This window comes from Bordetella bronchialis (assembly GCF_001676705.1).
GTDB classification, from domain to species: Bacteria; Pseudomonadota; Gammaproteobacteria; order Burkholderiales; family Burkholderiaceae_B; genus Bordetella_C; species Bordetella_C bronchialis.
Window position 1 is genome coordinate 5,208,178 of record NZ_CP016170.1, and the last position, 24,356, is coordinate 5,232,533.

Below are 24,356 nucleotides of genomic sequence, written 5' to 3' on the forward strand. Positions count from 1 at the left end.
ACGGTACGGATCAGATGACGACGCTCAGGCTGAAAAACCCGCGGCCATCGCCATGCGGGCTGAGCGAAGCCTCGATGCCGGCACTGGCGCGGCGCGCCAGGTCGATCAGGCCAAGTCCGGCGCCGGTGGCGGCGGCCGGGTCGCGCGGCTGGCGCAGCTGCGTCTTGTAGGCGGCCTTCAGTTGGGCCTTGTCCATCGCCGCCAGCTCGCGCACGCGCTCCACCAGGCGCTCGCCATCGGGCAGTTCGACGCGGTTGCCGGCGCTGACTGTGTAGCGGCCTTCCGCATCGCGGGCGATCACCACCGTCGCCGCCGCGTCGGCGTCGCCATAACCCTTCTGCACGGCGTACTGGCGTATGTTCTGCGTCATTTCGATATAGGCGGAAAACACGTCCATGGCCTCGGCGGGCCGCGCTTCCTGGGTTTCCAGGTAGTTCTTCAGGGCGTTGCCGATTTCCTCGATCAGGCTGCGCGAGATCGGTCCGTTGAAGCAAAGCAGCGTGCGATCCTGGTTGAATCGTTCTCGCAGCGCGTAAAGGTCCGATGCTTTCATGGGTGTCGGTCTGGAAGGTTATTCGAAGCGAAAGGAAAGTATGGTGATGTCGTCGCGCTGGGGCAAGTCGCCACGGTATTCCTCCAGCGCGCGGTCCAGGGCCTCGGCCTGCGCGCCCAGCGGCAGCCGCGCGAGATCGGTCAGCATGCGGGTGAAGCGCGTACTGCCGAAACCGAAGCCATGCTCGCCGCCCGCCTGGTCCAGGAATCCATCCGTGGTCAGATAGAAGGTCATGCCCGGTTTCAGGGGCAGGACCAGGTTGGCGTACTCGCCCTGGCGCTTGTCCCCCAGCGCGCGCCGGGCGCCACGGTATTCGCGGCATTCGGCGCCATCGCTTTCGTACAGCGAAATCTTGGCCCCGGCGAACAGCAATCGGCCCGCGGACCGGTCAATATAAACCAGGCCCGCGTCGGTATTGGTGGCCAGGGCATGCGGCAGCTGCATATCGGCCAGCATGGCGCGGATGGCCGCATCGGTACGCGCCAGCACCGCGGCCGGGTCGGCGGCACCGGCTTCGGCGATGGCCACATCCACCGCCGCGCGCACCAGCATGGTCATGAGCGCGCCCGGCACGCCATGGCCCGCGCAATCCATCACGCCCAGCAGGCAGTTCTCGCCATCGGCGCGGAACACGTAGAAATCGCCCCCCACCACGTCGCGCGGCTTCCACATGACGAAGTGGCGCGCGCCCAGGGACTGCGCCATCTGACGCCGCGGCAGGATGGCCTGCTGGATCAGGCTGGCGTAATCGATGGAATCGCCGATCTTCTTGTTGGCGCTGGCCATGGCCAGGTTGGCGGCTTCCAGCGCGCGGGTGCGCTCGCGCACCTTGCTTTCCAATTCCAGGGTATGGGTCCGCACCTTTTCCGCCATGACGCCGAAGGCGCGGCTGAGATCGCCGATCTCGTCGGCCCCGCCCTTGGGCAGGTGCACGTCGTAGCGCCCGTCGGCGATGGCGCGCGCGGATTGCTGCAGCTTGCGGATAGGGCGCAGCACCAGGCGGTTGACCGCATAGCCGAAGGCGGCCAGCAGGCCGCCGATCAACAGGACCAGCGCGGCGGCGGCCGGCCACAGGCCGCCGGTGTCGACGATGCGCGCGGCGTGCAGGTCGACGGCGGCCAGCACGTACCAGTGCAGTTCGGGAACGTAGGACACCGACATCAGCTGGCGCTTGCCTTGCAGGCGAACCCATATCGCCTGGGCCGCATCGGGGGTCTTCGGGGCTTCGCGCAGCGCCTGCTCCAGCGCCGCGCGGCCCGGACCGTCCTGGATCAAGGTGTAGATCCGGCCGCGTCCGGCGGCCGCGGTCGCGGTCGCGCCGGAGTTGTAGTCGATCAGCGCCGCATCCGGATGCGCCTGGATATTGCCTTGTTCGTCGATGATCATGGGCGTGACGCCCGGTTCGCCGCTGCCGACGAATTCGCGCAGGAAGTCGCTCAGGTCCAGGCTGGCGCCGCCGATGGCCAGCGGTTTCCCGTGGTCGCGCACGATGACGTTGAACCACACCCGCGTGACCTTGAGCTTGCCGTCCGGATTGACGTTGATGTTGTAGTCACCGGGCGACTTCAGGCTGTCGTAGAACCAGCGGTCCTCGGGGTCGCTCGCGTGCAGTTGGTAGCGCGGCTCCGCCGAGAACGGCTTGTCGGCATCGTTGAAGTAATACTTGCCGCTGGCCGCGTTGATCAGGAAGTAGGCGTGCGAGCGGAAGGCGGCGCGGTAGCGTTCGGCTTCGCGGAAGAAGCGGTCGCGCCTGTCGGCATCGTCCTCGTTGCGCATCCAGTCCACGGCCAGTTCGGATTCGGCCAGGCGCTGCGACAGCGCCAGCTCGCGTGTAATCGGGGCCAGTATCCGCTGACGGCTGAGCAGCGCGAAATTATCGGCATAGGCGCGGCCGAAATGCTCCCGCACCTGCTCCATGGCGTGCCAGCCCAGCAATGCGGTGGGAATCAGCGCCAGCAGGCATGCCAGCACCAGCGCGAGCAGCGATTTCGCCCGCAGACCTAACTTCGCCATGAAATCTTTTCCTCCACCCGGCCGTATCCGCCCCGAGCGCGCGACACGGCCTGGGTGTCCGACCGGTGGCGCGGCCCCCGTTGGTCCACGTTCGGTCGACTATCAGTGTAGAGTGCCGGCCCGCGCGGATTACCCCTGAAAACAAGGCAAATTTGGCTGCTTCAAGAGGATTAGGGGCGAGTGCCGCGGGACTGCCCCGCAACATTTCGACGGTCTGCCGATTTATGTCGTTTCTTTGCCCGCCGGCGGGCCATGCCGCGCCCACGGGCGGGACCTGGCGTGGCATGCGGGGCGCGGGCCTGCGTTCACACACCCAGATAGCGCGTCCAGAGACCGCGATCGGCGTCCAGCTCCCGCGAGCCGCCTGTCCAGACGATGCGCCCCCGTTCCAGGATGGCGTGGCGGTCCGCCAGCGCGAGCAGCCGCTCCACGTATTTGTCGATCACCAGGATGGTCTGGCCGGCCGCGCGCAGGCGCGCCAGGCAGCCCCAGATTTCCTCGCGCACCTTGGGCGCGAGTCCCTCGGTGGCTTCGTCCAGGATGAGCAGGCTGGGGTTGGTGACCAGCGCGCGGCCGATCGCCAGCATCTGCTGTTCGCCACCGGACAATTGATTGCCCATGTGGCCGGCGCGCTCCGCCAGCCGCGGGAAAAGCGCGCAGACACGCTCGGGCGTCCAGGGGCCCTCGGCGGCGCCAGGACTGTCCGAACCGGCGGCACCCATGCCCGTCCGCCGCGTGGCGAAGGCGGTCAGGTGCTCGCGCACCGTCAGGTTGGGAAAGCATTGGCGGCCTTCCGGCACGATGGCGATGCCCGCGCGGGCGATGCGGTCGGTGGCCCAGCCGGCGATGTCGCGGCCATCGAACCGTATGCGGCCGCCCTTCAGCGGAAGCTGCCCATACAAGGTGCGCAGCAGCGTGGTCTTGCCCATGCCGTTGCGCCCGAGCAATGTAACGACCTCGCCCGCCGCGATGGAAAGATCGACGCCGAACAGCACCTGGCTGGCGCCATAGCCGCTTTGCACGCCTTCGAGCTGCAGCATCGGTGTCGCGTTCATGCGGTCGCGAGCGGGCTTGCGTCCATCTCGTCTCCCAGATAGGCCTGGCGCACGGCGGCGTCGTTGCGGATTTCTTCCGGCGTGCCGGTGGCGATGATGCGTCCGTAGACCAGCACGGAGATGCGGTCCGCCAGGCGGAACACGGCCTCCATATCGTGCTCGACCAGCAACATGGCCGCCCTGCCGCGCATCGATTCGATCAGGTCGGCCAGGCGCGCCGTTTCGTCCGGCCCCATGCCGGCCATGGGTTCGTCCAGCAGCAGCACCCGGGGCCGGGCCGCCAGCGCCAGCGCGAACTCCAGCTTGCGCTGTTCGCCGTGGGGCAAGGTTTCCGCCGGCGCGTCCAGCCGGTCCGTATCCAGGCCGCACTCGCGCGCCAGCGCCCGCGCCGCGCGGTACAGGCCGCGGTCCGCCGCGCGCGGTTGCCAGCATCCCAGGCCGCCGCCATCGTGTGCCTGCACGGCCAGCAACAGGTTGTCTCGCACCGACAACCGCTTGAAGACATTCGTGACCTGGTAGGAACGCGAAAGCCCCGCGCCCACCCGGCGATGCGCCGGCAGCCGGGCGATGTCCTCGCCCCCCAGGAGCAGGACGCCCCCATCGGCGGGCAACGTGCCGGAAAGCAGGTGGATCAGGGTGGATTTGCCGGCGCCGTTGGGGCCGATCACGGCGTGGATCTCTCCGGGCATCAGCGCCAGCGACAGATTGTCGGTGGCGGTCAGCGCGCCGAATCGCTTCACAAGGCCCTGGGCCTGCAGGGCGGGGACCGCCGCGGGGCCTGGCGTGCCCGTGGCGCGTGCCACGCCACCGGTCCCGGCGCCTGCCCTGCCACCGATCCCGCCGCTCGCCACGCCGCCGTGCCTGGCGCCGTCCATGCCGCAGCTCAGGGCCGCGCCGGCCGGAACGGCATGCGGCGCCGCGGCCGCTTCCCCTTCGGCGGCTTCATCGCCGTCGGGAACGGCGCGCCGCCGCCCGCCGAACCAGGGCGCCGCCAGGCCAGCCAGGCCGCGCGGCGCCCCGAACACCACCGCCAGCAACACCAGGCCCAGCGGCAGGTGCCAATATTCGGTCCACATGCGCAGGACTTCTTCCAGCGTCAACATGACGGCCGCGCCAGCCAGGCCGCCGTAGCGCAAGCCCATGCCGCCCACCAGCACCATGATCAACAGGTTCGCCGACTGCGTCCAATGCATGAGGTTGGGCGATACGAACAGATTGTTGTTGGCCAGCAGCGCCCCGGCCAGGCCGGCGACGGCCGCGCCGATCACGAAGGCGCCCAGCTTGATGCGGTATACCGGGTAACCCAGCGCCGTCATGCGGGATTCGTTCTCCCGTACGCCCTGCAGCGCGGCCCCGTAGCGCGAATCCGTCAGGCGGTTCAACAGCGCCGACACCAGTACGAACAGCAGCAGGACGACGTAGTAGAACGGGACGTCCGCGCCCAGGTCCACGCCGGGCAGCACCGCCGGCCCCGGCAGGTTCAGGCCGTCCTCGCCGCCGTACTGGCGCAGCGAGATGAAGACGTAATAAAGCATCTGGGCGAAGGCCAGCGTGATCATGATGAAGTACACGCCACGCGTGCGCAGCGAGATCGCGCCGACGATCCAGGCCAGCAGCGCGGCCAGCAGCGCCGCCGCGGGCCAGGCGACCAGCGCCGAGCGCACCCCTGCCGTCGCCAGCATCGCGGCGGCATAGGCGCCCGCGCCGAAAAACGCGGCATGCCCCAGCGCCACCATGCCGCCGTAGCCCAGCACCAGGTTCAGGCCGGCTGCCGCCAGGGCGAAGATCAGCACGCGCCGCACGAAGGAAATATAGAAGTCCAGCCCGACCAGGGGCGCCACCAGGGGAAACAGCGCCAACGCGCCGACGCCTGCCAGGGTCCACAACATGCTGCGTCGCATAATCATCCGCGGGCGGGAAACAGGCCGGCGGGACGGAACACCAGCACCGCCGCCATCAGGATATAGATCGCCAGCGCCGCCAGCGTGGGACCCACGCTGCCCGCGACCGATGGCGGAAACACTTGCCGCAGCAGCAGGGGCAGGAACGCCCGCCCCGCCGTATCGACCATGCCGACCAGCAGCGCGCCGACGAAGGCGCCCCGTATCGAGCCGATCCCGCCGATCACGATGCAGACCAGCACCAGGATCAGGATGTCTTCGCCCATGCCTACCTGCACGGCGGTCAGCGGCCCCAGCAGCGCGCCGGCCACGGCGGCCAGCATGGCGCCCAGGCAGAACACCCCCAGGAATAGCAGCGGCACGCGCACGCCCATCAGCGTGGCCATCTGGCGGTTGGAGGCGCCCGCCCGCACCAGCACGCCGGCGCGCGTACGCGTCACGAAGAGATAAAGCCCCAGCGCCACCAGCAGGCCGACCGCGATGATCATGAGCCGGTAGGAGGAATACATCAGGTCGGGCAGCAGCCGCACCGGCCCGCTCAGCGCCGCGGGCGTGGCCAGCATCACGGGCGCCGGCCCCCAGACCAGCTTGACCAGGTCGTTGGCGATCAGGATGACGGCATAGGTGCCCAGCACCTGCGCCAGGTGGTCGCGCAGCGCCAGGCGGCGGATCAGCACGAGTTCCAGCACCGCGCCGACCACGCCGGTGGCCAGCGCCGCCACGCACACCGCCGCCACGAAGGAGCCGGTGCGCTGCATGGTTTCCGCCGCCACATAGGCGCCGGCCATGTACAGCGAGCCGTGCGCCAGGTTCAGGATGTCCATGATGCCGAAGACCAGCGTCAGGCCGGCGGCGATCAGGAACAGCATCAGGCCGAATTGCAGTCCGTTGAGCAATTGCTCCAGGACAAGGGTGTATCCCATGGCGCCGTCAGAGCTTGCACTGCCCGACGTAGACGTCCTGGTAGTGATCCACCGCCTTGCCCACGAGCTTGTTCGTCACGCGGCCGCTGCCGTCCTTGTCGATCACGCGGACATAGTAGGCCTGGATGGGATAGTGGTTCACGCCGTAGCTGAACTTGCCTCGCACCGACGGGAAGTCGGCCTTGGCCAGCGCCGCCACGATGGCCTGGCGGTCGCCGGCCTTGCCGCCGCTCTGCTTGACCGCCGCATCCATGGCCATGATCACGTCATAGGCCTGCGCCGCGTACAAGGAAGGATAGCGGCCGTTGTATTCCTTGCGGAAGGCGTCGACGAACGCCTTGTTGGCCGGCACGTCCAGGTCATGCGCCCACTGGGCGGTGTTGTACATGCCCACCATGTCCGCGCCCACCGCCTGGATCACGTCCTCGTCGGCGGAGAAGCCGGGTCCCACCAGGGCGATGCCGCTCTTCAGGCCCGCGCCCACGAATTGCTTGATGAAGTTGATGCCCATGCCGCCGGGCAGGAAGATGTACACGGCGTCCGGCTTGGCGGCGCGTATCTGCGCGAGCTCGGCGGCGTAGTCCAGCTGGCCCAGCTTGGTATAGAGTTCCTCGGCCACAGGGGCCTTGTAGCCGCGCTTGAAGCCGGTCAGCGCGTCGCGTCCCGCCGGGTAGTCGGGCGCGATGATCAGCATCTTCTTATAGCCGCGGTCCGCCGCCATCTTGCCGGCTACCTCGTGGAAGGCATCGTTCTGGTAGGCGGTGCCGAACCAGTAGGCGTTGCACTGCTCGCCCGCATACTGGCTGGGGCCGGGGTTATTGGACAGATAAGGCACCTTGGCCGCGAACAGCGCCGGGCCGACGGCCAGCGCCACGTTCGAGCCTATGGGCCCGGTGAAGAAATCGATCTTTTCGCGCTGGATATAGCGCGTAACCAGTTGGCGCGCCTGGTCCGGGTTGCCGCCCATGTCCGTTTGCAGGAACTCGGCGGGCTGGCCGCCCAGCTTGTTGCCCAGCTGCTTGATGGCCAGGTTGAATCCATCGCGGGCTTCGGCGCCCAGGGCCGAGAACGGCCCGGAGATATCGTTGGCGATGCCGACCTTGATGGTGTCCGCCGCGGCGATGCCGGGCAGCAGCACGGCGGCCGCGACGAGAGACGGGATGAAACGCATGCGATGCTCCTGGCGCGAGCCGCGCCGGCCGGTTCTTGAAATGTGTGATGCGATTCCACGACCGCCGGCGTTTGCATTCCCCCTGCACGCTGGCGTCCGACATAGTTTAGGTTTAAAGTAATGTGCCGAACAAGTCTAGGGTTTTTACCAATACCCCCGTAATGGCCACACTTTATCGCGACTACGATCGCGCCGCGCTGGACATCCAGTACAACGCACGCGCCACGGTGCCCGACTTCAGCGCCATCACGCGCCAGTATGCCGAAGAAAGCCGGCGCGCGCGCGAGACGCTGCCCTGCGCGCTGGACGTGGCCTACGGGCCGCACGCGGACGAAACGCTGGACATCTTCCCGGCCGCCGGCGGCGGGCCCGCGCCGGTCTTCGTCTTCGTGCACGGGGGCTACTGGCGGCTGCTTTCCAAGGACGATTCCAGCGGCATGGCGCCGGCCTTCACCCGCGCGGGCGCCATGCTGGTGGCATTGAACTACTCGCTGGCCCCGGCGGCCACGCTGGACCGTATCGTGGACCAGGTCCGCCGCGCCGTCGCCTGGCTGCACGGCAACGTGGCGGCCCACGGCGGCGATCCGGCGCGCATCCACGTGGGCGGCAGTTCGGCCGGCGGCCACCTGGCGGGCATGCTGCTGGCCGATGATTGGCAGGCGCGCTACGGCGTGCCGGCCGACGTCATCCGCGGCGCCGCGCCGCTGTCCGGCCTGTTCGATCTGACGCCCCTGGTGCACACGCATATCAACGAATGGATGCGCCTGACGCCGGAGGCCGCCGCGCGCAACAGCCCCATGCTGCACCTGCCCGCCTCGCCACCGCCGGTGGTGGCCAGCCATGGCGGCAACGAGACCGACGAATTCAAGCGCCAGACCCGCGATTACGTGCAGGCTCTGCGGGCCCGTGGCGGCGATGCCCGCTACGTCGCCATGCCCGATAGCAACCATTTCGACATCGTGCTGCGGCTGAACGACCCGGATGCGCCGATCACGCGCGCCATTTTCGAACAGATGGGTCTGGCCGCCGCAAGCCCGCCGGCCGCGCCGCCACGATGACACAACTTCCCGACCTGGAATCCCGCGCCGCGCCGGACGACCACCACGCGCTGCGCCTGTGGCTGCGCCTGCTGACCTGCGCCAACCTGGTGGAAGGCGAGATCCGCGGCCGCCTGCGCGCCGAGTTCGACACCACGCTGCCCCGCTTCGACCTGATGGCGCAGCTGCAGCGCGCGCCCAAGGGCATGAAGATGGGCGAATTGTCGCGCCATATGATGGTGACCAACGGGAACATCACCGGTATTACCGACCAGCTCGAAAAAGAAGGCCTGGTGGTGCGCACCAAAGTGGCGTCCGACCGCCGCAGCTCGCTCATCAAGTTGACGCCCCAGGGGCGCAAGACCTTCGCCAGGATGGCGCGGGCGCATGAAAGCTGGGTAAAGGAATTGTTGTCCGGTTTGCCGGAAAGCAGTCGCAATGCGCTCTTCCAGACCCTGGGAGAGCTTAAACTCCAGGTCGTGGCCAGCCGCTCCCGGGCGCGCTGAATTTCTCAACGATCCGTCAGAACCCCCCGCATGAATCCGGTCGCGCTGCCCGGCGGCAATTTCTATCCCATGCTGGCCGTCTCGCTGGTATGCCTGGCGACGCTGCTGACCTGGATCGCCGTGCTCTGCACCAACAGGCTGGCCCGGATGCGGCTGCGCGCCCGACCGCGCAGCAATGCGGTCGCCATGCTGGCCCTGGCGGTGCTCGGCGGCATTTTCCCCGTCCGGCTGGCCCTGCGCTGGATGGACGGCCACCAGGCCGCCGCCGACAAGGCGGCGCACACGGTCGTGCTGGATGGCCCGCGCACGCTGGGCGGCATCGATATGCCGGCGGGAACGCGCCTGCTGGTGCGCCTGGAAGACCGGCCCGACACCTTCGAGGCGGCGCACTTTCCCGGCCCCGTCCCGGTGGGCGGCATCCCGGTGGTCAGCCTGGAACGCTACCTGGCCAAATCCGGGGTACAGCAATTCCGTGCCACGGGCGCATCCGGGACCCTGCCCGGCGACGAAGCCGCGGACGGCTGGCGCTGCGCGCGCGGCCACAAAGTGGAATTCAAGCCCGACGAAGACGGCAGGCTGCGGTTCAGCAGCTGCCATCTGGCGGCGGGCAATACCGTGGGCGGACAGTCCCTGCCCGCCGGCACCTGGGTGGCGCTGCGCCATGGCGCCCGGCCGGCCAGCGACTTCCAGCACGTGGACGGCTGGCTGCTGCGCACCGACGGCAGCGATCCTTCCATGGTCGCCGGCATGCCCTTGCTGAAGGCCGACCTGCGGCTGGACCGCCAGCGCAAGCTGGTCTGGTTCGAGGGCAGCCTGGCTTCGGAGTACGACCTGGGCCCCATGACCTATCCCGCCGGTACGCGCGTGGCCACGGCCGGCGCGGCGGTGGCCGGCGCCAAGCCGGGCGACATGGTCTTCAGCCCCTCGCGCGGCCGCTCCGCCAGCCGCAACGACGGCGACGACGTGCCCTCCGGGCAATCGGTGCTGCAAGCGCCCGACGGCACCGTGCGCGCGGTCATGAGCAACCGCGCGGCGGGCGTGCTGGACGTCGCGTCCATCGGTACGACGCCCTGAACAAAAGGCTGGGATAATACGCACTTTTGGCACCGCCGTTCGCACCGGACGGCGTTCCCCCACGCCGGTCCGTCGCACCGGGCCGCCACAGAGACTCCGTCCATGGCCGTCAACCTGAAGATCCCCTCCGAATCCGAAATTTTCCCCGTACCCGGCGTCGAGATCGGCGTCGCCGAAGCCGGCATCCGCAAGGCCGGGCGGCGAGATCTGACGGTATTCCGCCTGGCGGACGGGGCCACGGTGGCGGGGGTGTTCACGCGCAATCGCTTCCGCGCCGCGCCGGTCCAGGTCTGCGAAAGCCACCTGGCCGGGGGACAAGCCATTGCCGCCCTGGTCATCAACACGGGCAACGCCAATGCCGGCACCGGGGCCGACGGCCTGGCGCGCACCCAGGCCACCTGCGACGCCCTGGCCGGCCTGCTGGGGGTCCAGCCCACGCAGATCCTGCCCTTCTCCACCGGCGTGATCCTGGAACCGCTGCCGGTGGATCGCCTGGTGGCCGGCCTGCCCAAGGCCGTCGCCGCGCTGGCGCCCGACAACTGGATGAACGCCGCGCACGGCATCATGACCACGGACACCCTGCCCAAGGTGGTTTCCACGCGCAAAACCGTGGGCGGCCGGACGATCACCATCACGGGCATCAGCAAGGGCGCGGGCATGATCCGGCCCAACATGGCGACCATGCTGGGTTTCCTGGCCACGGACGCCGGCATCGCCGCCCCGCTGCTGCAAACGCTGACGCGCCGTATCGCCGACTTGTCCTTCAACCGCATCACGGTGGACGGCGATACGTCCACCAATGACTCCTTCATCGTGATCGCCACCGGAAAGTCCGGCCTGCGCGTCGACGGCGAAGGCGATCCGCACTACGCCGAACTGGCCCGCGCGCTGGGCGACGCGGCGGCCGAGCTCGCGCAGAAGATCGTCCGCGACGCCGAGGGCGCCACCAAGTTCATGACCATCCGGGTGGAAGAAGCCGGCAACACGGAAGAAGCGCTGAAGGTCGCCTACGCCGTGGCGCACTCGCCCCTGGTCAAGACCGCGTTCTACGCCTCCGACCCCAACCTGGGCCGCATCCTGGCGGCGATCGGCTACGCCGGCATCGACGACCTCGACGTCGGCCGCCTGCGCCTGTGGCTGGACGACGTACTGGTCGCCACCCAGGGCGGCCGCAATCCCGACTACCGCGAAGAAGACGGCCAGCGGGTGATGAAGCAGCCCGAGATCCTGGTGCGCATCGCCCTGGGCCGCGGCCAGGTCGCCGACACCGTCTATACCTGCGACTTCTCGCACGAGTACGTCAGCATCAACGCGGATTACCGCTCCTGATAGGCAGGAATCGCAACAGTGACCGTCTCTTCCGAATTCACCACCCTTCTTGCCCGGGCCGAACGGGTGCTGGCCCAACTGGAAGCCTATCTGCCCCCCGCCCCGCCCGACATAGACTGGAGCGCGCATGCCTTCCGCTGGCGCAAGCGCGGTTCGCGCGGCTGGCTGGACGCGGTGCGCCATATCGCCCGCATCGATCTCGACGACCTGCAGCACATCGAGCGCCAAAAGGCCGTGATCGACCGCAACACCCTGCACTTCCTGGAAAAAAAGCCGGCCAATAACGTGCTGATGACCGGCGCCCGGGGCACCGGCAAGAGCTCGCTGGTCAAGGCCATGCTGGCCGCCTATGCCCCGCGCGGCCTGCGCCTGATCGAGGTCGACAAATCCGACCTGGGCGACCTGGCCGACATCGTCGAACTGGTGGGCACGCGGCCGGAACGCTTCATCGTGTTCTGCGACGACCTTTCCTTCGAAGAAGGCGAGGCCGGCTACAAGGCGCTGAAGTCCGTGCTGGACGGATCGGTGGCCGCCTCGGGCGACAACGTCCTGATCTACGCGACCTCCAACCGCCGGCACCTGATGCCGGAATACATGAGCGAGAACCTGCAGGCCAAGCACCAGCCCGACGGCGAAATCCACCCCGGCGAAACCGTGGAAGAAAAAATCTCGCTATCGGAGCGCTTCGGCCTGTGGCTGTCGTTCTATCCCTTCCGCCAGGACGACTACCTGGACATCGTGCGCCATTGGCTGCGCGAACTCGGCTGCCCGGAAGAACATATCGAAGCCTCGCGCACGGAAGCCCTGCAATGGACCATAGAGCGCGGCTCGCGTTCGGGCCGCGTGGCCTATCAGTTCGCGCGCGACTGGGCCGCCCGCCATGTCTGAGCAGATCCTGGACGTGGCGGCCGGCCTGATCCTGCGCCGCGACGGCAAGCTGCTGTTGGGCCAGCGTCCGGAAGGCAAGCCCTGGTCGGGCTGGTGGGAACTGCCGGGCGGCAAGCTGGAACCCGGCGAGACCGTACTGCAGGCGCTGGCGCGCGAGCTCGACGAAGAACTGGGCATCCAGGTCACGCAGGCCACGCGCTGGGTCACCTATGTCCACGCCTATCCCCATACGACGGTCCGGCTGGCCTTCTGCCGCGTCACCGGCTGGCTGGGCGATCCGCGGGGGTTGGAAAACCAGCGGCTGGAATGGGTGGATCCCGCCCGTGCCGAAAGCGTGGGCCAGCTGCTGCCCGCCACGCTGCCGCCGCTGCGCTGGCTGCGGCTGCCCGATACGTACGGCATCACCCAGGCCGGTTCGCCCGCCGCGCTGCCCGCCTTCCTGGCGCGGCTGGACCGCGCCCTGGAGAACGGCCTGCGGCTGGTGCAGCTGCGCGAGCCCGGCTGGCCCGAGGGGCCGGCCTCGGCCAGCCTGCACGAGGCCCTGCAGCAGATCTTGAAGCGCTGCCGCCAGGCCGGCGCGCGCGTGCTGGTCAATAGCGTCCATCCCGAGGCCTGGTGGCGGGAAGCCGACGGCGTGCACCTGCGCGCGGCCGATGCGGCGGCCATGGCCAAGCGCCCCCTGGCGGGCAATGGCTATTGGGTGGGCGTCTCGGTGCATGACGCGGAACAAATGGCTCAGGCGCGCCGGCTGGACGCCGATTTCGCGGTGGTGGGACCGGTGGCCCAGACCGCCAGCCATCCCGGCCGCCCGGCACTGGGCTGGCAGGCCTTCATGGACATCAACCGGGATGCCGGCCTGCCCGCCTATGCCATCGGCGGCCAGGGACCGGACACCCTGGCGGCCGCCATGGAGCACGGCGCCCATGGCGTCGCGGCGATCAGGGGCGTCTTCGGGGGACCGTAGGCGCCTCGGCGGGCATGGCCGGCGGCGCTGCGCCGGCGGGGGGCGTGGCCGTATCCGCGGGCGCGCCGGCCTGCGGCGCCACGCCGGGTTGCGATGCCGGCGCGGCGCGCGATGCCGGACCGTCCGTGCCTGCCGCCGATGCCATCGTCGGCGCATCCACATTGCCGTCCCAGCCGCCGCCCAGCGCCGCGATCAATTGCACGCTGGCCACCAGGCGATTGCCCATCAGGGATATCGCCTCGCGCTCGGAACTCAGGGCGGTGTTCTCCAACACCGCCACGCTCAGGTAATCCACCAGCCCTTCCTTGTACTGGTTGCGCGTCAGCTCCAGCGACTCGCGCGCCGCCTCCAGCGCGCGCCGCTGGACTTGTTGTTCGCGGTCGAAGACGCGCAGCTGGATCATGGTGTCCTCGACTTCGCGCAGCGCGCCCAGCACCACCTGGCGGTAGGCCGCGGCCTGGGCATCGTACGCCGCGCGCGCCGATTCCACCTGCGAGGCGCGCAAACCGCCGTCGAACAAGGTCTGGGCCAGGGCCGGACCGATGGACCAGAAACGCGCCGGCGCGGTCAGCCATTGCGCGAACTGGCCGCTGCGGAAGCCGCCGTCCGCGCTCAGCGTCAGGTCCGGGAACCAGGCCGCCTGCGCCACGCCGATCTGCGCATTGGCCTGGGCGGTGCGGCGCTCCGCGCCCGCCACGTCGGGCCGGCGTTCCAGCAGCTGCGAAGGCAGGCCCACGGGGATGGCCGGCACGCGCTGCGTAAACGGCGTGCGCGCCAGCGAGAACTTCGACGGCGCCTGGCCGGTCAGCACCGCGATGGCATGCTCGAACTGCCCGCGCTGCCACTCCAGGTCCACCCACTGCGCCCGCGTGTTCTCCAGCTGGGTGCGCGCCACGGCCACGTCGGACTTCGCCGCGACGCCGGCGTTATAGCGATTGATGGTCAGCTGCAGGGATCGCTCGTTGGTTTCCACCGTTTCGCGCAGCAGCCGTTCCTGCTCGTCCAGCACGCGCAGCTGGAAGTAGTTCTGCGCCAGCGTGCTCTGGGCGCTCAGGCGCGCGGCCGCCAGGTCGGCGGCGCTGGCCTGCGCGCCCGCGCGGCTGGCCTCCACGGAACGCCGTACCGAACCCCAGATATCGGCCTCCCAGCTGACGGTGCCGCTGAGCGAATAGCTGTTGCCTGTCGTGCTGCCGCTCGTCGCGGACGAGCCCGTGCCGCCGCCGCTGCCCGAGCGGGTCACGCCGGCGCCCACGCCGACCGTGGGAAAGAAGGCCGACCGCGCCCCGCGCACCAGCGCCTGCGCCTGGCGGTAGTTGGCCTCGGCCTGGGCGATGTCCAGGTTGGCCGCGTCCAGCTGCCGCATCAGCTCGTCCAGCACCGGATCCTGGTAGACGCGCCACCATGCGCCCCGGTCGGCCAGTTCGTTGGGCTGCGCCGGCTTCCAGCCGGGCGTGTCGTCCTGGCCTTCCTTGAACTGCGTGCCGACGTCCACCGGGGGGCGCACATAGTCGGGGCCCACCGCGCAGGCGCCCAGGGCGCCGCACAGGGCCATCACCGGTAATAGCCGCGCCAGGGCGGCGCGCGGGCGTGGTTCGAGCAAGCGGGTCATGAATAGTCCGTGGAAGGCGCGACGGCGCGCGCGGCGCGGCGGCGGCGCGCCCAGTGGCGCAGGCGGTCCAGGTAGAGATAAACGACGGGCGTGGTGTAGAGCGTCAGCACCTGGCTGACCACCAGCCCGCCCACGATGGTGATGCCCAGGGGCTGGCGGATCTCCGCCCCGGTGCCGGTGGCCACCACCAGCGGAATCGCGCCCATGATCGCCGCCAGCGTCGTCATCATGATGGGCCGGAAGCGGGTCACGCAGGCCTGGAAGATGGCTTCGCGCGGCGCCAGCCCCTGGCCCCGTTCGGCGGCCAGCGCGAAGTCAACCATCATGATGGCGTTCTTCTTCACGATGCCTATCAGCAGGAACACCCCGATCAGCGCGATCACGGTGAACTCCGTGCGCATCAGCATCAGCGCCAGCAGCGCGCCGATGCCCGCCGACGGCAAGGTGGACAGGATGGTGAAGGGATGGACGAAGCTTTCATACAGCATGCCCAGCACGATGTACATGGTCACCAGCGCGGCCAGGATCAACAGCGGCTGCTGCTGCTGGCTCTGCTGCGCCGCCGCCGCCGTGCCCTGGAAGCTGGCCTGGATCTGGTCCGTCGGCAGGCCGATGCGCGCCACCGCGGCATCGATCGCATCGCTGGCCTGTCCCAGCGATACGCCCGGCGCCAGGCTGAAGGAAATCGTATCGGCCACGAACAGGCCCTGGTGCTGGACGCTCAGCGGCGCGCTGCCCACCTCGAAAGAGGCGAAGGAAGCCAGCGGCACGCGCGCGCCGGTACTGGTCACCACGTCGACCTTGCGCAGCGACTGCGCGTCCTGGGCGAAGTTCTGCGGCACGCCCAGGATCACGTGGTACTGGTTCAGGGGACCGTACATCACCGACACCTGCCGCTGGCTGAAGGAGTTGTTCAACACCGCCGAGATATCCGACATGCTCACGCCAAGGCGCGTGGCGGCCTCGCGGTCGATGACCAGGTTGACCTGCTGGCCCTTGTCCTCCACGTCGGTATCGACGTCCACCAGCTCGGGCAGCGCCGCCAGGGCCCGCTGCACGCGCGGCATCCACGTACGCAGCATGGAAAGGTCGCTGGCCATCAGCGCGTAGTCGTAGGATCCCGTGCTGCTTGCACGGCCGCCGATGCGGATATCCTGCTGCGCCACCAGGAACATGCGCGCGCCCGGTATGCTTTGCAGGCGCCCGCGCAAGCGTTCGATCACCACTTCCGCCGACACGCCCCGCTCGGACAGGGGCTTGAGCTGGATTTGCATGAAGCTGCTATTGCTGCCCCCGCGTCCGCCCGCATAACCCGTCATGCTCTGCACCGCCGGATCCGACAGCACCACCTTGCGCATGTACTCCAGCTTGGGCACCGTCGCCTGGAAGGACGTCCCCTGATCGACGCGGAAGAACCCCAGCAGTTGTCCCGTGTCCTGGTTGGGGAAGAAGCCCTTGGGCACGACGATGTACAGGTACACGTTCAGGCACACCGTCAGCAGCAGCACCAGCATGACCACCGGGCCGTGGTTCAGCGTCCAGCCCAGTGTGCGGGCATAGCCATCGCTCAGCCGCTGGAAGCCGCGCTCGGACCATTGCCCCAGGCGCGCCAGCAGGGCCTTTACGCGGCCGGGCCGCCGGGCGGCGTCCGTTTCGCCGCCATCCGCCGCGGACCGCGCCTCGCGTTCGGCCCGCAGCATGCGGCCGCACATCATCGGCGTCAGCGTCAGCGAGGTCACCAGCGACACCAGGATGGCGGCCGACAGCGTCACGGCGAATTCGCGGAAAAAACGCCCCACCACGCCGCCCATCAGCAGGATGGGAATGAACACGGCCACCAGCGACAGGCTCATCGACAGCACGGTGAAGCCCACTTCGCGCGCGCCGCGCATGGCGGCGCGCACCGGGGACATGCCGCGCTCGATATAGCGCATGATGTTTTCCAGCACCACGATGGCGTCGTCCACGACGAAGCCCGTGGCGACGATCAGCGCCATCAGCGATATGGTGTTCAGCGTGTAGCCGCACAGGTACATGATGCTGAAGGTGCCCACCAGCGATACCGGCACCGCCACGCTGGGTATCAGCGCGGCCCGCCAGCGCCGCAGGAACACCAGCACCACCACCATCACCAGGCCGACCGCGATGACCAGGGTCATCTCGGCCTCGTACAGCGAGGCGCGGATGCTGGGCGTGCGGTCCTGGGCCACGTTCAGCTGTACGCCGCCGGGCATCTGCGCCTGGAGTTCCGGAAGCTGCGCGCGCAGCTCGTCCACCACCTTGATGATGTTGGCGGCCGCCTCGCGCCGCACGATCAGCAGGATGGCCTTGCGCTGGTTGTAGAAGCCGGTCTGGTACAGGTCCTCGACGGAATCCTGTACCGTGGCTACGTCCGACAGCCGCACCGGCCCGCCGTCGCGCCAGGCGACGATCAGCGGCCGGTACTGCGCGGCCTTGCTCAGCTGGTCGCTGGCCATGATGGTCCACTGGTATTCGCCGCTGTCGATAAAGCCCTTGGGCCGGTTGGCGTTGGCGTTGGACAGCGCCGTGCGCACATCGTCCAGGGACACGCCGCGGCTGGTCAGCGCGCCCGGCAGCACGTCCACCCGCACGGCGGGCAGCGAACTGCCGCCCACCGTCACATCGCCCACGCCGTTCACCTGCGACAGCTTCTGCGCGACGATGGTGGACGCCAGGTCGTACAGTTCGCCCTGCGTATGCGTATCCGAGGTCAGCGCCAGCGTCATGATGGGCGCCGCGGAAGGGTTCGCCTTGCGATACGTGGGATTGCTCTTCAGGCCGCTGGGCAGCAGCGTGCGCGAGGCATTGATGGCTGCCTGTACGTCCCGCGCGGCGCCGTCGATGTCGCGGCTCAGGTCGAACTGCAGCGTGATGCGCGTCGAGCCCTGCGTGCTGCTGGAGGTCATCTCAGTCACGCCGGCGATGGCGCCCAGCGCCCGCTCCAGCGGCGTGGCGACGCTGGACGCCATGGTCTCGGGACTGGCGCCGGGCAGGCTGGCCGTCACGGATATGGTGGGGATGTCGACCTCCGGCAGCGGCGCCACCGGCAGCAGGCGAAACGCCAGCGAACCGGCCAGCACCACGGCCAGCGACAGCAGCGTGGTCGCCACGGGCCGCACGATGAAGGGCGCGGACAATATCATCGCGGCGCCTCGGCCCGGCCGGTCTGGGGACGGCTGCCCCAGCGGCGCGCCAGGCGGTCGAACATCAGGTAGATCACCGGCGTGGTGAACAGCGTCAGCACCTGGCTGACCAGCAAGCCGCCCACCATCACCAGGCCCAGGGGCTGCCGCAGCTCGGATCCCGTGCCGGTGGAAAGCATCAGCGGCACCGCGCCGAACAGGGCGGCCAGGGTCGTCATCAGGATGGGCCGGAAGCGCAGCAGGGCCGCCTCATGGATGGCTTCGCGCGGCGGCAGGCCGCGCTTGCGCTCGGCCTCCAGGGCGAAGTCGATCATCATGATGGCGTTCTTCTTGACGATGCCGATCAGCAGGATGATGCCGATGATGCCTATCATGTCCAGCTCCGTGCGCGTCAGCAGCAGCGCCAGCAGCGCTCCCACGCCGGCCGAAGGCAGCGTCGACAGAATGGTCACGGGATGGATGAAGCTCTCGTACAGCACGCCCAGCACGATGTACATGGTGACGATGGCGGCCAGGATCAGCCACAGCGTGCTGGTCAGGGAATTCTGGAAGGCCTGCGCCGCGCCCTGGAAGCGCGTCTCGATGCCGGCCGGCAGGCCCATGTCCCGCTCGGCCGCCTGGATCGCCTGCACCGCGTCGGACAGCGAGGCGCCCGGCGCCAGGTTGAACGACACCGTCACCATGGGGAACTGGTCCAGGCGGTTGATGGCCAGCACCGTGCTGGATTCGCTGATGCGCGCCACGCTGGATAGCGGCACCTGCGTGCCCGCGGCGGTCGGCACGTAGATTTGCGACAAGGCGTCCGGGCCGCGGCTGAACTGCGGCTGCACCTCCAGCACCACGCGGTACTGCGCGGATTGCGTGAAGATGGTGGAAATCAGGCGCTGGCCGAAGGCGTTGTACAGGGCCTCGTCGATGACCGCGGCCGTGATGCCCAGCCGGGACGCGGCGTCGCGGTCGATGTCCACATAGGTTTCCAGGCCCTCGTCCTGCAGGTCGTCCGTCACATCCGCCAGCTGCGGCAGCTGGCGCAAGCGGTCCACCACGCGCGGCGTCCAGGCGCTGAGCAGTTTCAGGTCCGGGTTCGACAGCGTCATCTGGTATTGCGTGCGGGCGATACGGTCCTCAATGGTCAGGTCCTGCACCGGCTGCATGTAGACCGTCATGCCTTTCAGGTCCGCCAGCGACCTCCGCAGGCGCGCCAGGACCTCGGTCATGGAGCCGCTGCGCGCCTCGTGCGGCTTGAGGGCGATCTGGATGCGGCCGGCGCTCAGCGTGGCATTGCTGCCATCCACGCCGATGAAGGACGAAACGGTCTGCACGTCCGGATCGGCCAGGATGATGCGCGCGGCCTCCTGCTGGCGCTCGGCCATGGCCTGGAACGAAATCGTTTGAGGCGCCTGGGTGATGGCCTGGATCAGCCCGGTATCCTGCGATGGAAAAAAGCCCTTGGGCACCAGCATGTAAAGCAGCACGGTCAGCGCGAAGGTCGCCAGGGCCACCAGCAGGGTCAGCGGCTGATGATTCAACACCACCCGCAGCATGCGGTCGTAGCCGGCGATGGTGCGGTCGATCAGGCTGCCCGTCCATTGGTGGAAGCGACCGTGGTGGGCGGCCGGCCGGGCCGCGTCGCCGGTCCCGGGGGCCGCATCCGCCTCGCTCCCCGGCAACGGCCGGCCCGCCGCGTCGCGCCGCGCCGGCTTGCCTTCCGGACGCAGCAGGCGCGCGCACATCATCGGCGTGAGCGTCAGCGACACCACCAGCGAAATCAGGATGGACACCGCCAGCGTGATGGCGAATTCGCGGAACAGCCGGCCGACGACTTCGGTCATGAACAGCAGCGGAATCAGCACGGCGATCAGCGAAAACGTCAGCGAGATCAGCGTGAAGCCGATCTGGCCGGCGCCTTTCAAGGCCGCCTGCAGCGGCGTTTCGCCTTCTTCCAGGTGGCGCGCGATGTTCTCGATCATCACGATGGCGTCGTCCACCACGAAGCCGGTCGCGATGGTCAGCGCCATCAGGGTCAGATTGTTGATACTGAAGCCGGCCAGGTACATGATGCCGAAGGTGCCGATCAACGACAGCGGCACCACCACGCTGGGAATCAGCGTCGCCGTCAGGCTGCGCAGGAACAGGAAGGTGACCATCACCACCAGCGCGATGGACAGCAGCATCTCGAAGCGCACGTCGTCGATGGAATCGCGGATGGTCTGCGTGCGGTCGGCCACCACCGTCACGTCCAGCGTGGCCGGCAACGAGGAACGCAGTTGCGGCAGCAGCGCATTGATACGGTTGACCACGTCGATGACGTTGGCGCCCGGCTGGCGCTGCACGTTCAGCAGCACCGCCGGCTTGTCGCCCGCCCACGCGGCCTGGCGCACGTCCTCCGCGCCCTGCACCGCCTTGGCCACGTCCGACAGGCGCAACGGCGCGTTGTTGCGGTAGGCGACGATCAGGTCGTTGTAGTCGGTGGGCGCCTTCAGCTGGTCGTTGGCGTTGATGGTGGTCGAACGCCGCGGACCGTCCAGGTTGCCCTTGGGCTGGTTGACGTTGGCCGCCACGATGGCGGTGCGCAGGTCCGACATTGCCAGGCCGTTGGCGGCGAGCGCCTGCGGATTGACCTGGATGCGCACGGCGGGACGCTGGCCGCCCGCAATGCTGACCAGGCCCACGCCCGGGATTTGCGACAGCTTCTGCGCCATCCGCGTATCGATCAGGTCGCGCACCTGCGGCAGCGGCATGGTGGGCGAGGTAATCCCCAGCGTCAGCACCGGCGCATCGGCGGGGTTGACCTTGTTGTAGGTCGGCGGCAGCGGCAGGTCCGAAGGCAGCAGATTGGATGCCGCGTTGATGGCCGCCTGCACCTCCTGTTCGGCCACGTCCAGCGAGATATCCAGGGTGAACTGCAGCGTGATCACCGAGGCGCCGCCGGAACTGGTCGACGACATCTGGTTCAAGCCCGGCATCTGCCCGAACTGCCGCTCCAGCGGCGAGGTGACCAGCGAAGTCATCACGTCCGGACTGGCGCCGGGGTACAGGGTGACCACCTGGATCGTTGGGTAGTCGACCTCCGGCAGCGCCGAAACCGGCAGCAGCCGGTAGGCGATGAATCCCGCGATCAGGATCGCCACCATGGACAAGGTGGTGGCAACCGGTCGCAGGATAAAGACGCGCGAAGGGCTCACGGCGCGGTCCGGGCGGGGGCGTTGGGCGTGGCGGTGGCGGGGCCCGCGCCCAGCGCGGCGCCGGGCGTGGGGGGCGTCACCTCGGCCGGATCGGTGACGACCTCGACCTTGCCGCCGGCGCGCAGGCGGTCGGTGCCTTCCGTGACCACGCGGTCACCCGGTTTCAGGCCATCGCTCACGACCACCAGGTCGCCGCTGACCGGGCCCAGCTTTAGCTGGCGCACGGCCACGGTATTGTCGGCCTGCGCCACGAACACGAAGGGCCCCTGGGAGCCGCGCTGCACGGCGCCGTTGGGGATCACCGTCATGCCCTTCAGCGTCTGCACCAGGAGCTGGATGTTGACGAACTGGTTGGGAAACAGGGCGTCGTCGGCATTGTCGAAGCGCGCCTTCAGCTTGACCGTGCCGGTGGTGACATCGATCTGGTTGTCCAGGGTTTCCAGCACCCCGGTGGCCAGGCGCCTGGTGTTGGTGCGGTCCCAGGCATCGACGCGCAGCGTCCGGCCGGCGTGCAGTTGCTCGCGCACATCCGGCAGTTGCGTTTCCGGCAGCGTGAAAATGACCGCGATGGGCTGGGTCTGCGTAATCACGACCAGGCCGTTGGTATCGCTGGAAGATACCAGATTGCCCGGGTCCACCTGGCGCAGGCCCAGGCGGCCGTCGATGGGCGCCGTAATGCGGGCGAAGGTAAGCTGCAGGCGGGCGTTATCGACATTGGCCTGGTCGGTCTTCAACGTGCCTTCGAACTGGCGCACCAGCGCGGCCTGCGTGTCGACCTGCTGCTTGGCGATCGAATCCTGCTTGTACAGCGCCTGATAGCGGGCCAGGTCGCGGCGGGCGTTCTCCAGCTGGGCCAGGTTCTGCTGCTGCGTGCCCAGGGCCTGCTGCAATTGCACGTTGAAAGGCCGCGGATCGACTTGCGCCAGCACGTCCCCGGCCTTGACGCGCTGCCCTTCCTTGAAATTGACCTGGACCAGTTCCCCATCGACGCGGGCACGCACGGTGACGGTGTTATAGGCGGTTACCGTTCCCAGTGCCGGCAGCGTTACGTCCACGTCCTTGGTGGCGGCGGTGTAGACCCGGACGGGCACGGCAGGCTCGGCCATGGGCCCGGCCCCGGGGCCCCGGTGGCCGGCACCGCCGGCCGGGCGGTGCCCGGCCGCGCCCCCCCGGACCTGGCCTTTCCCTGGCTCGGCGCCCGGCTTGGGCCGGAAGACCAGCCAGGCCAGGCCGGCCAGCACCACGAGCGCCACGACCCACGCCAGCAGGCGCCGGCGCGGACGGGAAGAAGACGGGAGGGAAGGACGATCGGACATGAGGGCAAAGGGGGACGCTACCGTGACCCGCTATTGTCCATCAGACAAGTCCGGTTTTAGTAGCGACCCTGCCGAATTTGAAATCGCCCGCAACAGGAATCGGCCGGCGCGATCCTGAACCGGCCGCGCGAGACGGACCGCCCGCCGATCCGGGCTGGCGCGCCCGTCGGCGCTCAGGCGCACAGCGACATTTCGAATGCGACGTCGCGCGCCACCTGCTGCGGCTTGAGTTCGCCGTCCTGCGTGGAAAACCTGATCCAGATCATGTACTTATTGGCGCTGATTTCGGGGAAGATGCCGCTTTCGCCATCCACCCACACGCGCAGCAGCTGATGGGCCTTGCCGGCCAGCATCTGCTGGAAGGTGCCCTGTTCCGCCACCGCCGGCACACGGCGGCCCGATTCGCGCAGCAGGCGCAGGCCGATCTGCAGGCCTTCGTGCAGCGGCAGCAGGGGTTCGATCCAGGATTTCAGGTCGGCGCAGCGCACGGCCTCGGGTTTTTGCTGCCAGGCGTAGTACGAGGGCATCTCGATCTGGGTGCCGCCGCCCGGCACCGCCAGGCGCCCGCGCAGGCTGACCAGCCATTCGTTTTCGCGCAGCGGCTGGCCGGTCTTGCCCTGGCTGACCAGCGAGGTGCTGGTCTTTTCCATATCGCGCAGCATGCCTTCCAGCACGTCCTGGGAAACGTCCGGATGATCGCGCAGCGCGACCAGTTGCAGCCGCTGCCGTTCGATGTCCTGCAGCACCGCGCTTTTGACGTCCGTGCGCTCGATGGCGTCCAGGATGTCGAAAATGGTGCCGACGGCGATCTGGTGATTCTTGGGATCACCCGGGCGTGCGAAGAAGAACAACCGGTCGAAGAGGTATTCCAGGCGCAGATACGCCCGGATGCGCTCGTTGAAGGGATATTCGTAAAGAATCACGCTCGATACAGGCCCGTCGTTGGAACCGGTCGCGACCGGAGTCGCGCCGAAGTTGTCATGGATGCCCGCCGGTGTCACCCGGCGTGGCCCGATGCGACGCCAGGGCGCACCATCGGTCATGCAATGCTTTCGTCCGCGCGCACAGCGTTTCAGCGGACGTGGCGCCGTCATTCAATATAACGTCGTGCGCAGCGGCCAGACGGGTGTCCCGCGCGGCCTGTGCCGCCATAATACGCTCTATGGTGTCGATCGTCAGCCCGCTGCGCGACCGTACGCGGCGTATCTGGGTTTCGGGGTCGCAGTCGACCACGCAGACCCGGTCGACGCGCCGCGCCCAGCGCCCCGATTCGATGAGCAGCGGCACCACGAACACCACGTAACATCCCGCGGCGCTGGCCGCGGCATCCAGCGCGGCGCGCGATATCAAGGGATGCAGGATGGCTTCCAGGCGGCCGCGCGCTTGCGGGTCGGCGAACACCTGGGCGCGCATCCAGTCACGGTCCATGGCGCCGTCCGGGCCGGCGGCGCGAGCACCGAAAGCACGCACGATTTCCGGCATGGCGCCGCCGTCGGCCGCGGTAAGCGCGCGCGAGATCTCATCGGTATCGATTACCGAGGCGCCCCAGGACGCAAGCAGATCGGCCACGCGGCTCTTGCCCGAGCCGATGCCGCCCGTCAGGCCGATCTTCAAGCGTGGCGTTACCTCTTTCATTGCGTTCTCCCCTGCCCGCGATGGGACCGCCGC

Annotated in this window: 18 protein-coding genes and 1 pseudogene; 6 read left to right on the plus strand and 13 right to left on the minus strand. The window is 68.6% G+C overall.

The genetic code is table 11. The features are described from left to right. Positions 1-10 precede the first annotated feature (10 nt). The 7 genes and pseudogenes from siaB to BAU06_RS22845 all read right to left on the minus strand — a co-directional run bounded on the left by siaB (position 11) and on the right by BAU06_RS22845 (position 7,616). Complete coding sequence (gene siaB, locus BAU06_RS22820) at positions 11-553, minus strand: biofilm regulation protein kinase SiaB (RefSeq protein ID WP_066355995.1); 543 nt, start codon at positions 551-553, stop codon at positions 11-13. A gap of 18 nt (positions 554-571) precedes the next feature. Next, positions 572-2,566 (minus strand): biofilm regulation protein phosphatase SiaA, encoded by a 1,995-nt coding sequence (gene siaA / locus BAU06_RS22825; protein WP_066355996.1) that lies wholly within the window; start codon positions 2,564-2,566, stop codon positions 572-574. Positions 2,567-2,871: 305 nt separating this feature from the next. Further along, positions 2,872-3,606 carry an ABC transporter ATP-binding protein gene (locus tag BAU06_RS22830; protein ID WP_066355998.1) on the minus strand — a complete coding sequence of 245 codons (735 nt, stop codon included), beginning with the start codon at positions 3,604-3,606 and terminating at the stop codon, positions 2,872-2,874. Positions 3,607-3,617: 11 nt separating this feature from the next. Continuing rightward, entirely contained in the window at positions 3,618-4,424 is an 807-nt protein-coding gene (locus BAU06_RS26360) for an ABC transporter ATP-binding protein (RefSeq protein WP_231934132.1), read from the minus strand. 156 nt (positions 4,425-4,580) lie between these two features. Beyond that, a pseudogene (locus tag BAU06_RS22835) lies at positions 4,581-5,522 on the minus strand (branched-chain amino acid ABC transporter permease); the annotation flags it as partial. Between the two features lie 2 nt (positions 5,523-5,524). Next, on the minus strand, positions 5,525-6,445 hold the full coding sequence (locus BAU06_RS22840) for a branched-chain amino acid ABC transporter permease (RefSeq protein ID WP_066356007.1): 921 nt from the start codon (positions 6,443-6,445) through the stop codon (positions 5,525-5,527). A 7-nt stretch (positions 6,446-6,452) separates the two neighbouring features. Beyond that, complete coding sequence (locus tag BAU06_RS22845) at positions 6,453-7,616, minus strand: ABC transporter substrate-binding protein (RefSeq protein ID WP_066356008.1); 1,164 nt, start codon at positions 7,614-7,616, stop codon at positions 6,453-6,455. Positions 7,617-7,777: 161 nt separating this feature from the next. On the opposite strand from BAU06_RS22845, the gene BAU06_RS22850 reads away from it, so the two are divergent. From BAU06_RS22850 to BAU06_RS22875, 6 genes are all read left to right on the plus strand, one after another. Continuing rightward, positions 7,778-8,674: an alpha/beta hydrolase gene (locus BAU06_RS22850; RefSeq protein ID WP_066356010.1), complete on the plus strand. Its 897-nt coding sequence runs from the start codon at positions 7,778-7,780 to the stop codon at positions 8,672-8,674. Then, complete coding sequence (locus tag BAU06_RS22855; RefSeq protein ID WP_066356019.1) at positions 8,671-9,159, plus strand: MarR family winged helix-turn-helix transcriptional regulator; 489 nt, start codon at positions 8,671-8,673, stop codon at positions 9,157-9,159. The genes BAU06_RS22850 and BAU06_RS22855 overlap by 4 nt, the downstream gene beginning before the upstream one ends. 30 nt (positions 9,160-9,189) lie before the next feature. Beyond that, entirely contained in the window at positions 9,190-10,233 is a 1,044-nt protein-coding gene (locus BAU06_RS22860; RefSeq protein ID WP_066356021.1) for a hypothetical protein, read from the plus strand. 102 nt (positions 10,234-10,335) lie between these two features. Beyond that, a complete protein-coding gene (argJ, locus tag BAU06_RS22865; protein WP_066356023.1) occupies positions 10,336-11,562 on the plus strand; it encodes a bifunctional glutamate N-acetyltransferase/amino-acid acetyltransferase ArgJ in 1,227 nt (408 codons plus the stop codon). 18 nt (positions 11,563-11,580) lie between these two features. Continuing rightward, positions 11,581-12,450, plus strand: a complete 870-nt coding sequence (locus tag BAU06_RS22870) for an ATP-binding protein (RefSeq protein WP_066356024.1) — start codon at positions 11,581-11,583, stop codon at positions 12,448-12,450. Further along, a complete protein-coding gene (locus tag BAU06_RS22875) occupies positions 12,443-13,414 on the plus strand; it encodes a Nudix family hydrolase (RefSeq protein WP_066356033.1) in 972 nt (323 codons plus the stop codon). The genes BAU06_RS22870 and BAU06_RS22875 overlap by 8 nt, the downstream gene beginning before the upstream one ends. Here BAU06_RS22875 and BAU06_RS22880 read toward each other — a convergent pair. The 6 genes from BAU06_RS22880 to coaE form a co-directional block, all read right to left on the minus strand. Beyond that, positions 13,389-15,023, minus strand: coding sequence for an efflux transporter outer membrane subunit (locus BAU06_RS22880; RefSeq protein ID WP_082993791.1), 1,635 nt, complete (start codon positions 15,021-15,023; stop codon positions 13,389-13,391). The genes BAU06_RS22875 and BAU06_RS22880 overlap by 26 nt on opposite strands. After that, positions 15,020-18,187, minus strand: coding sequence for an efflux RND transporter permease subunit (locus BAU06_RS22885; RefSeq protein ID WP_066356034.1), 3,168 nt, complete (start codon positions 18,185-18,187; stop codon positions 15,020-15,022). The genes BAU06_RS22880 and BAU06_RS22885 overlap by 4 nt, the downstream gene beginning before the upstream one ends. Next, a complete protein-coding gene (locus BAU06_RS22890) occupies positions 18,184-21,372 on the minus strand; it encodes an efflux RND transporter permease subunit (RefSeq protein WP_066356035.1) in 3,189 nt (1,062 codons plus the stop codon). Before BAU06_RS22890 ends, BAU06_RS22885 begins: the two co-directional genes overlap by 4 nt. Beyond that, on the minus strand, positions 21,369-22,688 hold the full coding sequence (locus tag BAU06_RS22895) for an MdtA/MuxA family multidrug efflux RND transporter periplasmic adaptor subunit (RefSeq protein WP_066356036.1): 1,320 nt from the start codon (positions 22,686-22,688) through the stop codon (positions 21,369-21,371). The genes BAU06_RS22890 and BAU06_RS22895 overlap by 4 nt, the downstream gene beginning before the upstream one ends. 173 nt (positions 22,689-22,861) lie before the next feature. Further along, on the minus strand, positions 22,862-23,611 hold the full coding sequence (gene zapD / locus BAU06_RS22900) for a cell division protein ZapD (RefSeq protein WP_066359614.1): 750 nt from the start codon (positions 23,609-23,611) through the stop codon (positions 22,862-22,864). 55 nt (positions 23,612-23,666) lie between these two features. Further along, positions 23,667-24,323, minus strand: a complete 657-nt coding sequence (gene coaE / locus BAU06_RS22905; protein WP_066356038.1) for a dephospho-CoA kinase — start codon at positions 24,321-24,323, stop codon at positions 23,667-23,669. Positions 24,324-24,356: the final 33 nt, after the last annotated feature.

Excerpts from the sequence above, each read along its gene's own strand:
- BAU06_RS22840 (WP_066356007.1), bottom strand. The coding sequence starts at position 6,445 with ATGGGATACACCCTTGTCCTGGAGCAATTGCTCAACGGACTGCAATTC.
- argJ (WP_066356023.1), top strand. The coding sequence starts at position 10,336 with ATGGCCGTCAACCTGAAGATCCCCTCCGAATCCGAAATTTTCCCCGTA.
- BAU06_RS22885 (WP_066356034.1), bottom strand. The coding sequence starts at position 18,187 with ATGATATTGTCCGCGCCCTTCATCGTGCGGCCCGTGGCGACCACGCTG.
- BAU06_RS22875 (WP_066356033.1), top strand. The coding sequence starts at position 12,443 with ATGTCTGAGCAGATCCTGGACGTGGCGGCCGGCCTGATCCTGCGCCGC.
- BAU06_RS22860 (WP_066356021.1), top strand. The coding sequence starts at position 9,190 with ATGAATCCGGTCGCGCTGCCCGGCGGCAATTTCTATCCCATGCTGGCC.
- siaB (WP_066355995.1), bottom strand. The coding sequence starts at position 553 with ATGAAAGCATCGGACCTTTACGCGCTGCGAGAACGATTCAACCAGGAT.
- BAU06_RS22830 (WP_066355998.1), bottom strand. The coding sequence starts at position 3,606 with ATGCTGCAGCTCGAAGGCGTGCAAAGCGGCTATGGCGCCAGCCAGGTG.
- siaA (WP_066355996.1), bottom strand. The coding sequence starts at position 2,566 with ATGGCGAAGTTAGGTCTGCGGGCGAAATCGCTGCTCGCGCTGGTGCTG.
- BAU06_RS22880 (WP_082993791.1), bottom strand. The coding sequence starts at position 15,023 with ATGACCCGCTTGCTCGAACCACGCCCGCGCGCCGCCCTGGCGCGGCTA.
- BAU06_RS22855 (WP_066356019.1), top strand. The coding sequence starts at position 8,671 with ATGACACAACTTCCCGACCTGGAATCCCGCGCCGCGCCGGACGACCAC.
- BAU06_RS22845 (WP_066356008.1), bottom strand. The coding sequence starts at position 7,616 with ATGCGTTTCATCCCGTCTCTCGTCGCGGCCGCCGTGCTGCTGCCCGGC.
- BAU06_RS22850 (WP_066356010.1), top strand. The coding sequence starts at position 7,778 with ATGGCCACACTTTATCGCGACTACGATCGCGCCGCGCTGGACATCCAG.
- BAU06_RS22895 (WP_066356036.1), bottom strand. The coding sequence starts at position 22,688 with ATGTCCGATCGTCCTTCCCTCCCGTCTTCTTCCCGTCCGCGCCGGCGC.
- coaE (WP_066356038.1), bottom strand. The coding sequence starts at position 24,323 with ATGAAAGAGGTAACGCCACGCTTGAAGATCGGCCTGACGGGCGGCATC.